The 13,360-nt window shown below is 68.6% G+C and carries 15 protein-coding genes and 1 pseudogene; 5 read left to right on the top strand and 11 right to left on the bottom strand.

Features of this window, described 5'->3' with window-relative positions; all coding sequences use genetic code 11:
- The first annotated feature begins 449 nt into the window (after positions 1-449).
- Entirely contained in the window at positions 450-650 is a 201-nt protein-coding gene (locus Q5762_RS11015; protein WP_399494889.1) for a CsbD family protein, read from the top strand.
- A gap of 118 nt (positions 651-768) precedes the next feature.
- Here the strand turns inward: Q5762_RS11015 and Q5762_RS11010 are convergent, their stop codons facing one another.
- Together Q5762_RS11010 and Q5762_RS11005 are read right to left on the bottom strand one after the other, a co-directional pair.
- A complete protein-coding gene (locus tag Q5762_RS11010) occupies positions 769-1,278 on the bottom strand; it encodes an allene oxide cyclase barrel-like domain-containing protein (protein ID WP_315891843.1) in 510 nt (169 codons plus the stop codon).
- Positions 1,279-2,278: 1,000 nt separating this feature from the next.
- Positions 2,279-2,617, bottom strand: a complete 339-nt coding sequence (locus tag Q5762_RS11005) for a thioredoxin domain-containing protein (RefSeq protein ID WP_315891842.1) — start codon at positions 2,615-2,617, stop codon at positions 2,279-2,281.
- A 208-nt stretch (positions 2,618-2,825) separates the two neighbouring features.
- Here Q5762_RS11005 and Q5762_RS11000 point away from each other — a divergent pair, with 208 nt between their 5' ends.
- From Q5762_RS11000 to Q5762_RS10985, 4 genes and pseudogenes are all read left to right on the top strand, one after another.
- Positions 2,826-4,070, top strand: a complete 1,245-nt coding sequence (locus Q5762_RS11000) for a VCBS repeat-containing protein (RefSeq protein WP_315891841.1) — start codon at positions 2,826-2,828, stop codon at positions 4,068-4,070.
- Between the two features lie 275 nt (positions 4,071-4,345).
- Positions 4,346-4,624 (top strand): hypothetical protein, encoded by a 279-nt coding sequence (locus Q5762_RS10995; protein WP_315891840.1) that lies wholly within the window; start codon positions 4,346-4,348, stop codon positions 4,622-4,624.
- Between the two features lie 14 nt (positions 4,625-4,638).
- Positions 4,639-5,145, top strand: a complete 507-nt coding sequence (locus tag Q5762_RS10990; RefSeq protein WP_315891839.1) for a hypothetical protein — start codon at positions 4,639-4,641, stop codon at positions 5,143-5,145.
- 267 nt (positions 5,146-5,412) lie between these two features.
- A pseudogene (locus tag Q5762_RS10985) lies at positions 5,413-5,538 on the top strand (MerR family transcriptional regulator); the annotation flags it as partial.
- Positions 5,539-5,608: 70 nt separating this feature from the next.
- On the opposite strand, the gene Q5762_RS10980 reads toward Q5762_RS10985, so the two are convergent.
- The 9 genes from Q5762_RS10980 to Q5762_RS10940 form a co-directional block, all read right to left on the bottom strand.
- Entirely contained in the window at positions 5,609-5,986 is a 378-nt protein-coding gene (locus tag Q5762_RS10980) for a toxin Doc (RefSeq protein WP_315891838.1), read from the bottom strand.
- A gap of 4 nt (positions 5,987-5,990) precedes the next feature.
- Positions 5,991-6,242: an antitoxin MazE7 gene (locus Q5762_RS10975; RefSeq protein WP_315891837.1), complete on the bottom strand. Its 252-nt coding sequence runs from the start codon at positions 6,240-6,242 to the stop codon at positions 5,991-5,993.
- Between the two features lie 105 nt (positions 6,243-6,347).
- A complete protein-coding gene (locus Q5762_RS10970) occupies positions 6,348-6,893 on the bottom strand; it encodes an FxLYD domain-containing protein (protein WP_315891836.1) in 546 nt (181 codons plus the stop codon).
- Positions 6,894-7,064: 171 nt separating this feature from the next.
- On the bottom strand, positions 7,065-7,532 hold the full coding sequence (locus Q5762_RS10965) for a hypothetical protein (protein ID WP_315891835.1): 468 nt from the start codon (positions 7,530-7,532) through the stop codon (positions 7,065-7,067).
- A complete protein-coding gene (locus Q5762_RS10960; protein ID WP_399494885.1) occupies positions 7,522-8,613 on the bottom strand; it encodes a PP2C family protein-serine/threonine phosphatase in 1,092 nt (363 codons plus the stop codon). The genes Q5762_RS10965 and Q5762_RS10960 overlap by 11 nt, the downstream gene beginning before the upstream one ends.
- A 694-nt stretch (positions 8,614-9,307) precedes the next feature.
- Positions 9,308-10,204 (bottom strand): oxygenase MpaB family protein, encoded by an 897-nt coding sequence (locus Q5762_RS10955; RefSeq protein WP_315891834.1) that lies wholly within the window; start codon positions 10,202-10,204, stop codon positions 9,308-9,310.
- Between the two features lie 381 nt (positions 10,205-10,585).
- The gene (locus Q5762_RS10950) at positions 10,586-12,253 is read right to left on the bottom strand and encodes a choice-of-anchor P family protein (protein WP_315891833.1); all 1,668 of its coding nucleotides are present in this window, start codon (positions 12,251-12,253) and stop codon (positions 10,586-10,588) included.
- The gene (locus Q5762_RS10945) at positions 12,189-13,010 is read right to left on the bottom strand and encodes a hypothetical protein (protein ID WP_315891832.1); all 822 of its coding nucleotides are present in this window, start codon (positions 13,008-13,010) and stop codon (positions 12,189-12,191) included. The genes Q5762_RS10950 and Q5762_RS10945 overlap by 65 nt, the downstream gene beginning before the upstream one ends.
- Positions 12,998-13,189, bottom strand: coding sequence for a hypothetical protein (locus Q5762_RS10940; protein ID WP_315891831.1), 192 nt, complete (start codon positions 13,187-13,189; stop codon positions 12,998-13,000). Before Q5762_RS10940 ends, Q5762_RS10945 begins: the two co-directional genes overlap by 13 nt.
- Positions 13,190-13,360: the final 171 nt, after the last annotated feature.

Genomic DNA, 13,360 nt, shown 5'->3' with positions numbered 1-13,360 from the left:
GATGACCTGCTCGCCATTATCGGAGCGAGCGGGTGCTGCTGAAGGTGCACCCGGCGAGCAAGGCGGCATCGGCCTGATTCGTATCTGCCTACTTCCCCACGGTCAACACAAATCGGCACGAGGACGCTGAGGAGCTGGTGCCTTCCGTGGCCGAGGCGCAGCCCGCGATCGTGCATCTGCTACGCCCCGCGAGGGCGGCCGGCGCCCCAGCCGATCCTCCACGACCGGATGACCGCATCATTCGACCGCTACGGCCTCACGCTGGAGGCCTCAACCTTCGCTCTCGGCCCTCTCGGAACGCTGCTGCCTCTGCCCTGATGGGTCCGGTCGGCTCCGCATCCCGAAAGGACGCGCGGATCGCTGCGGAGAATCCGGAGGGTTCCGAGTAACCGTCCGGGGAGAGGGAAGCCGCGGGGGTGCCCCCTACGTCAACGGCACTCCGTCGTTCCGTGGAAAAGTCGAGCAAGGGGTTTGAGATGGCTACGGGAAAGAAGGCCGGGAACATCGGCCAGAAGGCCAAGGGGAAGGCCAAGGAGGCCGCCGGCAAGGTCGTCGGAAACGAGAGCCTGGAAATGAAGGGGCGGGCAGATCAGGTCAAAGCCGACGTCAAGCAGGCAGGGGAGAAGGGAAAGGACGCCTTCAGGCATTGACGGAGCCAGCTGAGACGGGCTCCGCTCCGGAGGAGTCGGCCGACAAGCTGTCATGCTGCCGACCGGCTCCTCTGACGCAGGTCGTAGGCCCGTGCCGCGCCGTCCCTTTCCTTCCGGTTCAGCCCTTGAGGTCGATTGTGAAGCGTCTCGTGCCTGTGGCGATCGTGTCGGCGTGGACGGAGCCGCGAGCCCGGTCGTATTCCCCGGTGCCGCCGGTGATCCCGTTGTCGAACGAAGGGGGAGGGCCCGGGTTGAGATGGCCGAAGACCATCCCCTGCACGGAGAGCTGGCCGCCGGGGAGGGTGTAGGTCACGATGCACACCTCTGCTCCGCCGTCGGCGACGCGGGTGGTGGTGCAGGTGCCGGCGGTTTCGCCGACCTGTTTGCCGGCCTCGTCGAAGAGGATCGAGCGGACGACGGTCCGATCGCCCTGGGCGGGGGCGCCGCCGGGGTTGACGGGGAAGCGCGACTGCTCCGCGAGCCGGCCGATGAGTGTGATGACGCGGTCTTTGCCCTTGGTGTGGGCGGTATCGGTGCCCGTCGCGGAGGCGGCCGCGACAGGGGCGCAGGCGAGAAGCGTGACCAGCGCGGTGGCCGTGCCGAGACAGGCTGCTCTGATGGGGCGCATCGTGTGACTCCTGAGGTTGATGCTCATGGATGGTCCGGTGACGTATTCATAACCTCAGCTCTGCCGCGCCTGGCGCGACCAACTGAAGGTCCGACCAATCGGACGAGCCCGGGACGAGAGACGGCCAGCCCGGCCTTGGTCTTCGGTGGCACCGGCGCCCGCTCACCACGCAGAGCACCCGGAGGCTCCCACCACAAGCCTCCAAGTGGTGTCAAAACTCGGTTCTGGCACACATTCCGTGAGAGCGGTGGACGAGTCTCTTCTGTTGGGCAGACTGGAGCGATGCGCATAGAGAACGTCGTCAGGGTCCAGGCCGTCCGACCCGCCGTGACGGTCGGTGCAGTCGTTGCCGCTCCAGTCCTCTTCGTGGCTGGGACTCCTTTGCGCCGCCGCATGTTGCGTCGTTACCACCGTGAGGACGGTCCGGGCATCGTGAGCAAAGAGGATGGTTGGATAAGTCTCTTCTGCTGGGGCCGCCGCCGAACCCGGCCGTGAGATCATCCGGCGCCCACGCAGCGGGGCACGACCGCCACACCGGCGCTCCCACCTGGGCGATTGACCTCAGTTGCCGCGTCAGACCACGGTGTCCCGCAGCAGCGGGTAGAGGTGACATCCTCGCAGGCTCGGTGGAGGTGCCCTGCCAGGGCCCGCGGCTCCTCTATGGCCGTATCGCGCAGGCTACCCCGGCACCGTCCAGGGCGCTGGGTCCGACCGCTAGCCGTCTCAGCATGGCCCGGAGGGTTCAGACGCCGGGCGCTGGCGCAGCAGTCCCGCTCGTCTGTTTTCAACGGAGTTGGGACCGGCCAGACGGCTGGGTCCGGCTTGCTTGCGCCTTGCCTCTCTTCCCGGCTTGCTGGTCAGCCGGTGGTCGTGGCGGCTTCGCTTGCGCGGCAGCGCTTCACGCAGACGTCGTCGCAGGTGGTCAGGAGCGTGCGACGGTGGGCGGTGCTGTACTGCTCCCTGTACCAGGAGGGTGTGGGTGCGGTGTCGCGGCGACCGCTCAGAGGTGGCCGTCGAGGAGCTCCCGTACCTCGGCGGTGGTGATGGGCCCTGTGCCGTGCGCCACCACCTCTCCCTCCTTCAGCAGGACGTAGGACGGGGCTCCGGTGACCCCGTATCGCTCGGTTGCGGCCGGGCATCGTGTGATGTCGGTGCGGACGGCCGTCAGGCGGCCGGTGTACTCGTCGGCGATGCCGGCCACGACGAGGTCCATCGCCCGGCAGGGCTCGATTGCCTTGGGCCATGTCCCGGTGAAGTATGCGAGGACCGGGAGTCCGCTCATCCTCAGGATGAAATCGAACTCCGCGTCCTCACGGGGTTGGTGAACCCGCTGCGCCATGGAAGCTCCTGACCTTGTGTTCCGTCATTCCATCGCCATCATCCCTCGCGCGGTGCGGCCGGGTCCTGATCGTCTGCATCCCCACGGCCCTCGGCACAGTTCTCGACGATCCTGCGGGGAACGTAACCGGCCCGTACACCCCTTCGCCTTCTCGTGCGTCCAAGGGTGTGGCGCGCTGTGCGCCTGAGGTCCTGAGGGAGAACTGAACGTGCGTCGTGCTGACTCCACCCGGTGGCGGCTTCTCGCTGCCCTCACCACCGTCCTCGCGGTCACCGGAGCGGGCGCGCTGGGCGCCCCGGCTGGAGCTGCATCGCTTACGGCGGAGAAGGCAGCCGGAGCGGTTGTCGTGGGGGACGACGTCTCGCTCGTCCGGCACACGGTCCCGCCTGTGATCGACATGACCGGCAAGGACTACGTCCCGCTGGAGTGGGAGCTCACCCAGGACGGATGGGCGACCGTGGTCCTGCGTCACAAGCAGACCGGGATCACGACCACGCACCCGCTCGGTAGCGCGGGGACCCCGCGCACGTTCAGGATGTTCTGGGAAGCCTTCGACCCGGTGAACGGCGGCGATGCCCCGAACGGCGACTACACCTGGACGATCACAGCCGAGTCGACCGACGGGGTCCCTCTCGACTTCACGGCTTCCGGATCGTTCACAGTCGTCCGGAAGGCCCAACCGCACGACTTCAACGACAACGGCTCCCTCGATGTGCTCCAGCGGGACCACATGGGCGTGTTGTGGCGGGTCGACACCACCTACTACGACAAGTCGCTGCATCTGATCACCCGCCAGCAAGTCGGCGGAGGCTGGCATATCTACGACACGATCGAAGCGACGGGCAACCTCGGTGGGACGGCGGTCGGCGATCTCCTCGCCCGCGACCGGTCCGGCGTGCTGTGGCTCTACCAGGGCAACGGCCGAGGCAACTACGCCACCCGCCTCAAGGTCGGCACAGGCTGGCAGATCTACGACAAGATCAAGGCCGGCAGTGACCTGACGAACGATGGCCGCCCCGATGTCGTCGCCTTGGACAAGGCTGGCGGCCTGTGGCTGTACCCCGGCACGGGGAACGCTGCGAAGCCCTACTCTCCCCGGCAGAAGATCGGAGACGGTTGGGGTGTTTACAACGAGCTGAGTGCCCTCGGGAACATCGCCGGCGGTGCGGCCGGTGACCTGGTCGCCCGTGACAAGAACGGCGTTCTCTGGTTGTACCTCGGAAAGGGTGACGGCGCGTTCGCTCCGCGCACCAGGATCGGCGGGGGCTGGAACGCGTACTACCAGATCATCGCTGTCGGCGATGTCACCGAGGACGGCCGCCCCGACCTCATCGGCCTCGGCATATATGCCGACTACCTCTACCGGACCACCGGTGACTGGCGCGCCCCCTTCGCCGGCGGCCAGAAAGCCGTACTGCACCACGTAGGCCACGGCTTCGACCACGCCGCCTGACACCCCGTGCCCACGGGACGGTCCCGCGCCTCGGTCCTTGCCGTCACTGGTTGCAATCTCTCGCCCCCCTCGGCCTTCAGCTTGCCTGCCCGCCCCCGGGTGCGGTCCCGTGCCCGGGGGTACAGGGCGCGCGGCTGCACGAGCTGCGCGGGCTTGCCGACTACTCGGGGCGGGCGGGAAGTGCTCGGTCCGCCTGTTCGCGAACCGTGGATGGGGTGGGTGCCCACCGCTCGGGGGGCTCTCGCGGTCAGGCGCTCAACGGTGGGTCCGCTTGGGTGCAGTGGAAGCAGAGGTCGATGCCTTCAGGCTTGGCGTGGGTCAGTGTTCCTGCGGAAAGACGCCTTGCCTTCACCCGTTTCGTTGTGGGCTACGGGCGGGGCGGGACGACGTTCGGCCATACCTATGTGACCGGACACGACCACGACAAACAGTGGGACCGCAATGACACGTCCATGATCTGGAAGTACTTCGGCGAGGGCCTGGAGCCGTGCACCAACAGCTACGAGATCGACGCGGATCTGATGAAGGGCGACTATTCGTGCCCCACGCCGTGAGAAGAACGCTCAGGGTGAGCGTCGCCGCTGCCTTCGCGGCGGCGGCGCTCACCCTGACGGGCTGCAACCTGGCCGGGACGGCCCCCCGTCAGATCGACTTCGGCTTCCGTCTGGACGCCTCGGGCAACCTGGTGGTGGCGTACCCGCTGTGTGCCACGAGCGAGGTCGATGGTGCGAGCATCTACGTCGAGGCGGTGGGCGAGGGCGAGGACGGCAACGGCTTCACGACCCTGTGGAGCGCGACGACCGCGGCGACGGAGGAGGCGAAGCGCGGCCTCTTCACCGTCGGCGTGCAGTCCAGCTTCCGCAACGAACTCCGCCCCCTGAAGGCCCCGCTCCCCGACGGCTTCTACGTCGCGGTGATGGAACGGGTTCATGGCAAGGAGAAGAACGGCCAGGACCACTGGGTCACCCTTGCCCGGCTGAAGAACAAGATCCTGGCTCCGGACGAGTACCTGACGGAGGAGGGCAAGACCCTGACACGCGACGAGATCAACGCCCAGGCGTACTGCTCGAAGTGACGCTCCGGTATCCCACGGGCCCGGCCCGTGGGATACCGCGATCGTTCGGGCGCGGATGCCGTTCACGGGCGCAAGCGCCGGATCGGCGCTCCTGACGTTTTGTCGAGAAGAGAACTGGCCTCGGAGCGGCGGGATGCCTTACAACCGCGTACTCCCGTGCTCGACGAGCAAAGGCCAGGGGCCCCTTGGCTACGGGGCCGATTCCTGCGCGACGGTGGTGTTCGGGCAGCCTTCTGCCCTCGCGAACCCCGACGTCGTGGTCCGCGGCGCCTGCCCCAGGCGCTGGCCGCAGTCCCGGGCACGACGGCGTCACGCGCGCTCGTGGAGCTGTCGAAAGACGAGGACCGTGCCGTTGCGCTGACTGCGGCGTACCTCCTCCGCCTACGCGACGCACCACGACGGCCTGGAACGGCCGGACAGGTCCCGACTGAACAGACAACACGCCTACGTCGAAGTGCCCGCCTCAGGAGATGCCCCAGGACCGAAGACGATCGGCGATGTCGTAGGAGTTCAGACGGAGTGCGCGAATGTCGTTGACCAGGTCGCGCCACGGTTCGAACGTGGTGTCCACACGGTGGCCGGATGCCTCGAGGTACGCGATGGCGATGCCGTACCCGTAGAGCTCGTTCCGGGCAGGGAGCGGGCGCAGCAGGACACACTCCTCCAGGAACACCGCGGCGCGCCAGAAGGCGTCCGGGTCGGCCTGGTCGAGGCGTGGGGTGTTGACCCGGTGGCGGGCGGCCATGCCGACGAGCACCGAGAGGTCGTCGACCGTGAGGTCCTTACGGAGGATGTCCTCCTGGCGCTCCAGGAGCCACCGGTGGTCGATGAGCAGATCCACCGGTTCAGGCCGCCTGCGGATTCTCGCGCTTGACCGCCGCCGGCAGCCCGCCGAATTCGGTATCGAACCGGTCCACGACGCCCGGAGCGCTGATCGCACGGCGGAAGGCAGCCGTCGCGGTGTCCTGAAGGCGCTCCTGCTCCTTCTCGGCGGCCACCTGAGCGAGGTAGTCCTTCATGGACATACCCGCGCCGTCAGCCAGCGCTTTGAGCCGGTCACGTGTCGTGTCGTCGATCTTGACGGTCGTGTCTGCCATGCATTTAGTATGCCGCGCGGTATACCGGCGTGGCTACCCCGAAAATCAGGGGCGGCTGCGACGCGGCCCGCCCATACTGCTTCACCGCACGAAGGCGTTGAGGGGTCAGGATGCGAACCGGGTCACATCCGTGATCCGGCACGTGACCTTGGTCGTGATCTGGTCCAGCCCCTGCGCAGTAGCCTCCGACTGTTGCCCCGGAGCCACGTTGTTGGTGGCGGTGGTCGCCTCGCTCAGCCGCTTGCCTGATGCGTCGACGAACTCGACCTGCACGATGTAGTTGCTGGCCTTGCTGGCCTTGCTGGACCGATTCGTGATCAGCAGCTTCGCGCCGGCCCACTTCGTGACAGGGTCCACCTGGCATGCCGTGATCTTCACGTCCCCTCGCGGGCCGCTTTCCTCCTGCGGTTGCCGGGAGGCCGTCAGTTCGCCCGCCGTGGGCTGCGTGGCAGGGCTTGTCGGCGTCCGGTCGGGCTCGTCATCCCCTCCACCCACGGCGAAGACGGCGACGACCACAACGACGATCAGCACGATCAGGCCGAGGCACGACAAGCCGAGGATCTTTCCCGTCCTGCCCTTACGGCGAGGGGGCGGTGCCCCCCGGCCCTGCGGCGGCTGGCCCCAGCCGGGCTGCGGCTCCTGATGCGACATGCGTACAGCGTCAGCCCGGTACGGATCGGACGCATGCGGACTGCTCCAGGCGGGGTACCTACTCGAACGGGTTAGCTGCGGCGATGCCGCGCGTGTCGGGCAGCGTCTCGTACGCGACGAAGCCGCCGAACTCCTGCGCTCCGAACGTCTCCGCCCCTCCCACCACACATGTCAGGAAGCCAACCAGTGGCGTCGAACGGCTCGATCCTGGGAGTTCGCGCGAGGGTTACGTCCCGGTGCGCAGACCAGCCAGGAGCCGGTCGAGCGCCTGCTCCGCGGCCTGAGGGTCCCCGCCCCCGCGATCCAGAGGGCGGCCTCGTTCATCGCCCCCGAGAGCAGCCGGGCCAGGGGCTCCACTGGCTGCTCGGCGACGGTCCCGGCCGCGGCGAGCGCCGTCAGGGCATCTGTGAGGTGCCGGGCGGAGGACTCCTCGTCCAGCGCCCTCCACTCGTCCCAGCCCAGCACGGTCATGGCGTCGACCAGCAGGATCTGCCGCACCGCCGGGTCGGTACCTGCGGCCAGGAAGGCCCGACAGCCCGCCCGGAGCTGCTCCCAGAGGTTCTGGTGCTGCTCGGCTGCCGTCGCGACCCGGTCACCCAGCTCGTGCTGGACCCTGGGACTCCGTGCCTCAGGGCTCACAGAGGCGTACGGCGAGGGCGGCGATGTCGTCGTCAAGGCGTCCTCTGCTGTAGCGGACGAGATCGCGGTGAAGAGCCGTGAGCAGTTCGCGCGGCGGTGTCGGTGGCTGTCGACGCATCCAAGCTGCCAGCGGGAAGAACTCGCCGTTGCTGGCGCGGGCCTCGGCGATCCCGTCGGTATAGAGAAGCAGCAGGTCGTTGGGAGCGAAGTCGAAGGTATCGACGTTGTACTGATCGCCGATCAGCTCCGCGAGGCTGAGCAGTGGCGACGGGGTGGCCGGCTCGAGGACGCGGAGTCTCCTGCGGTTCAGGAGCAGCGGTGGAGGGTGTCCGCAGTTGAGGATGTCGATATGTCTGCCCTCGTGCGGGATCTCGACGAGAAGGGCGGTGGCGAAGCGCTCCATCGGCCCCTCGGGGGGAAAGCCGGCGTTGTAGCGGGTGCTGCTGGCGTCAAGCCTGCGTGCGACGTCGACCATGTCGGTCTCGCTGTAGGCCGCCTCCCGGAAGGCGTTGACGATCGCCGCGGCCGCGCCCACTGCTGGCAGGCCCTTGCCCCGCACGTCACCGATGAGCAGCCTGACCCCGTATGGCGTGTCGACCACCTCGTAGAAGTCCCCGCCGATGCGGGCCTCCGCCGCGGCCGCGAGATACAGCGACTCGATCTCGATGCTGCCGAAGCGGCGGGGCATGGGGCTCAGCACTACCTGCTGCGCGGCGTCGGCGACGAGCCGTACCTGGAAGAGCGTGCGCTCCCGCTGGAGCCGGACATGGCTTCCATACGCGGCGGCCACGGTAACCGCGATGATCCCCGCAGCCGTCCACCACGTCCCCAGATCGGGGAAGACGAGGCTGAGGCCGATCATCAGAAAAAGGCAGACCGTTCCGAGCAGGACGGTGGGGAGCACCGGCCACATGGCGGCGGCGAGAGCCGGCGCTGCGGGCAGGAGGCGGCTGAACGCCATTTCCGGCGGAGTGCTGTATGCCAGGCTGGCGATGACGACGGTCAGGATGACCGGCGACAGCCGCACAAACATTCCCGTGCCGGGGCGCCTGCGGAGCCGCGGCCGTCCAGACTCGATCACGCTTCCCACCATATCTGTGCAATCAGGGCATAGCGCTCTGGCGATCGTGGTGCCCGTCCGGCAGCGGGACCCACCGGGCCGGGTGGCCTCAGTCGGCGCTTCTGGGTCTTGGCCGAGGGTGGGATGCACGTCACCCTCCCGTGAATCGGCGCCCGCGGCGCGGCAGCGGAGATCGCCGGGAGGCGTGGCGGTCGCGCTCCATGACGGGCGGGTGGCGACTTCATGGGTCCTGTCTGTATGCCCAGCTCTCGTCGCGAGGGCGTCGGCGTGCTGCACGCCGACGCCGGACTGGCGCAGGCGTGTCGGCCGACTAAGGACGGCGCCGCCATGTACCGGCGAGCGTCGCGCGCAGCTGCACCGGGTCTACCCGGAGCCCCATTCCACATAGATCGTCGACCAGCGTCACGACGCGCGCAGGCTGTCCCCCTCCCCGCCCATGGTCAATGGGACCGGCCCGCCGCCCGGACTCCGGACCCCGCCGTCACCCTGGCAGGAGACCTCGTGCGCACAGCCCCGGCAGTAGCCCTGACGGAGCGCGCCACCAACACGGGGTTCCTCGCCGCCAACGCCCACCTGCGGCGCTGGGGGCTCCGCGGACAGACCCTTGGACCGTCCCTCGCCGCGGCCGTTCCAGGGCCCTGCGGGCGTTGTCCCGGCTCTCCGCGAGCAGCGGTGCCCAGCCCGACGCCCCGGGTTACGGCAACGGTGAGACGGGCGCTGCCTCCTTCACCGGCACCGCGGACGTCACCCAGCGGATCGCCGCCGTGATCGCCCGCCCACCCGGCCGGGCCAGCGGCAGCAGGAGGCGGGTGGTGAGGGGCAGGCCGACCGCGGCCCTGGCCCACGGCGGCAGCAGCTCGGCCGCCGCGGCGGCGAGGAAGGCGTAGGGGAGCAGCACCGGACGCGGCAGCGGAGGGTGCGCCAGCAGGTAGCGCGCCGTCGCGCGGGACTCCGGGGTGGCCCGAAGCTCGGGCCGGTAGCCGGCGAGGCACTTCACCAGCTCGGCCCGGGTCTCCGGCGGATGCGTCACGCCCAGTCGGCGGGCGACCTGAGCCATGTCGGCCACGTAACCGTCCTGCCCCTCCGGGGGAAGCGGATGCCGACCGTACCGTTGGTGGGCGCGCAGGAAGCAGTAGGCCTCGGCGGTGTGCACCCAGGTGAGCAGGTGGGGATCGGACGCCCGGTACGGTACGCCGGCCGGCGAGGTCCCGACGACGCGTTCGTGCACCCGGCGCACCCGCAGCACCGCGCGCTCGGCGTCCTCACTCGTGCCGAACGTGGTCACCGCGAGGAAGGTGCTCGTGCGCTGCAGTCGGCCCCACGGATCTCCCTGGAAGCCTGAGTGGGCCGAGACGGCCGCCATGGCCACAGGGTGGAGCGACTGGAGGAGCAGGGCGGCGAGCCCGCCGACGTACATCGACGCGTCGGCGTGCACCACCCGCACGGGCCGATCGGGGGCGAACCACCGGGGCCCGGGTGTGCCGTGGATGCGGTCGCGCTTCTCGTGCGCGGCAGGACCCGCGACCCGGCGCAGCAGCGCCTCACCGGCTCGCTCCCGCAGTCTGGGCACGACAAGGGGCGGCAAGGGCACACCTCCAGTATGTCCGGGACCGTCGGTCTCAACCGGGGAATCGGCCGGTGCTCCGCAGGCCCACGCCGTTCGGCATGGGCGAGGATGGCCTCCATCAGGGCGACCGCCTCGTCGAGCTCCTGCTGGGTCACGTCCACCGTGCCGGGTGCGAGCTCGCTCGGGTCGCGTACGTCGTGAATCCGAGGACGACCCCGAGGCCATCGACAGGCTCAGCGGCTACGTCCTCGACGCCAACGCGGACGAGTCGGGGGGACGACGAGGGTGACGAGGACGAGAAGGACGGCTCGGTAGGAGCAGGACAGGCGAGCACAGGGAAGCCGTGCCGCGGGGACAGGTCGTTCCCGCGGCACGGCTTCCGCGTTCCCTGCTCGGCGTGTGGCGTCAGCCGAGCGTGCAGTTCGCGATGGTGATCTCCTGTACCGGAGTCGTGATCCGGATGGCGTTCTGAACGAGGCGGCCACGGTCGTCGGTGGTGGTTTCGTTGTAGCTGACGGTGGCGATGCCCCCGATGGTCAGCGAGCCCTTGCCGGTACCGATGGAGATCCCGTTGATCGCGCCCAGGCGCGACGACCGGCTGATCCCCTCGGCGCCGGCGGTGCAGTGACTCTCGATGTCGGTGATCCGTATGGCACCGGCAAGCAGGTTGACGTCACCGACTGTCGTGTCCACCACGGTTCGGCCCTCCTGGGTGTCGAGGCTGCAGTCGACGTTGAGTCCCTTGACGCTTCCCAGCAGCGTACTGAGGGCCGCCGTCGACTGCGTGTCGCTCGGCGGGCAGTGCACGTCCGGGGTGCGTGGAATGCCGATGAGGCCGGTGACACGTGCGGCGAAGCCTGCGCCCGGTACGTAGATGACGACCCGAACCGCGTCGGATGCGGTCCCGCCGTCGTCGTCGTCCACGGTGACACGAATCGTGCGCGGGCCGAGGCCGTCGTAGCCGTAGGTGTGGCCGCCGGTGCACTGCCCGATGCCCGCCTGCTCCTGCACGGTGCCGCGCACGGGTGGGCTGCCGTCACCGAAGGTGAGGGTGCAGGTGTGCGCATCGTTCGCACCCGGATCGGCGAAGGAGACGGTCACCGGGGTGGGTTCACGGCCGTTGAACAGCTGGTCCGGTTTCGGGCTGTCGATCCGCACGGCTGGAGCGGCATTGGTGACGCTGACGGTCGCGGTGTCCGTCACCGGGCCCCCATGGTGGTGATCGTCGGCGGCCAGCGTGACCTTGACCGTGCCGTCGTCGGTGCAGCTGATGGTCGTCCTCGCCTGCTCCTTGGCGCTGAACCGGCAGGTCATCCCGGGATCCGTGTTGCTGCCCAGCTGGTAGGACCAGTTGACGTCCGGGGTGTCGTCCGGGTCGGTGACGGTGCCGTTCAGTGCGACGGCCGCGCCCTCCGGTCCGGTGACATCGGGTCCGGCATCCACCGTCGGTGGGGCGTTCCCCGGCGGCACGGGTCCGCCGCCACCGCCGCCGCATTCACCGCAGCCAGTCGTGATCTCTACGTAGAACCGGTCGTTGATGTCCCGCGGCGACGGCAGCTCGAAGTCATAGGCCAGGATCCGGTCATTCAGGTAGTACCACAACAACTCCCCGCCGGCGCTGGCGTTGTCCCTCCGCGGAACGGCTTTGCCGGAGAAGTCCCAGTAGTCGTTGGCGGCTCCTTCCAGGGTTGACCTGAACGGGTACTCGTCGCACTGTTCGTCGGGCGGCAGTGGCGGCGTGGGCAGCCCGGTGTCCCAGTACATGTCCTGATAGGGCCCCTTCAAGTAGCAGGCGCCGTCCTTGTGGTTCTCGTTGTCCTTGGACTCGGGGTGCAGTTCAGGCGTGATCCGGTGCAGACCAGGAGCGTAGGGGTCACCGGCGATGTACTTGCCGGGGATGCGTTTGTCGCGCGGTGGTGGAGTCCCCGTCGGAACCAGCAGTGGGTAGGTGTCGTTCGGGTGGTTCTGTGCCTGCTGAATGTGTTCCGCGACCGCGCGGGCCTTGGAGTCAAGGTTGTAGGTCAGGCGCGGGATTGCCTCCAAGAAGACGCACGCCTTCGGCTCGTTGCCCACACGCGGACGGTTGAAGTACGTGGCCGAGTCGCAGCGCATGATGCGTGGGTCCGTCCCGCGTCGCGTGCCCGCGTACCGCGGATCGCTCTGGAAGAACTCTACGTGCCATCGGATCACGGAAATCTTGTCGCGGCCGAGCGTGGCGCGCTCTTTGTCGAGGATGTCCCAATAGAACCATTGGGTGTTCCTGTTCCATTCCGCCCATGGCATGCTGGGGGGCGAGTCCTGTGGCGGAGCACAGATCGCTGGACTTTGCGTCGCACTGGCCGAGCAAGCCCAGTGCCAGGTACGGCGCTATCCAGATGTTGTCCCCCGGCTTGTTCCAGTCGTAGCGCACGGAGTTTTCCTGAATCCGCGAGAACACCCGCACCCGCCGCTGGAGGTTGTCGCCCTGGGCGAACACCTCAAGCGTGCCGTAGGTGTCGCCTAGATGCTCTGGCGGCTTGTCCTTGCTGATCTTGAAATAGCTCACCACGATGTCAATCCGCAGGCAGTAGGTGAACCGGTCGTGGATGCGGCCGTTGCCCTGGCCGGCGCCTCCCGCGTTGAAGCACTCGGCCAGCCGAGCGGCCGCGGGTTCCTCGCCGATGGGCGCCGGTGCCCGGGACGCCGCCGACAGCGTCGCCGCGTCGTTCGTGGTCGCCTGGCGGTAGGTATTGGCATGCTGCGCGGAAAGCTGCGAGGCGCGCAGCAGTGACAGCGGCCTTCGCGCGGCCGGGGGCACCGCCGTTCGCTTCACATACTTCAGCCCCGCCAACTGCGGTGAGCGTGCCCGGCAAGCTTTCGGGCTTCGGCACTGACCCGGTCGAGCTCCTGCGCGGGAATCTCCACCCGCATCGTGATGGTCGGGATCGGCTTCTCCGCAGCGACCGCTTGCCGGGTGTCGGCGGCCTGCGAGGACGGGGCCAGCGGAACCGTGAACACGGCACTGACCACGACAAGGGCCAGCACCCCTAACCAGGCACACGGTCGCGTTCGTATTCGCGTCAACTTGACTCCCCCTTGGTCAAGTTCGCCACCGCGGCACAGCAGAAGCCCCCATCGGCCTGCAACGGCGGTTTCCCCAGCCCCGGCGCCGGCCAATTGGCCGGCGCCCGGTGCGAGCCA

Origin of the sequence: Streptomyces sp. P9(2023) (genome assembly GCF_032436795.1) — a bacterium.
Lineage (GTDB): Bacteria > Actinomycetota > Actinomycetes > Streptomycetales > Streptomycetaceae > Streptomyces.
The sequence above is the reverse complement of the archived record's forward strand: the minus strand, read 5'-3'. Positions and strand labels throughout refer to the sequence as shown.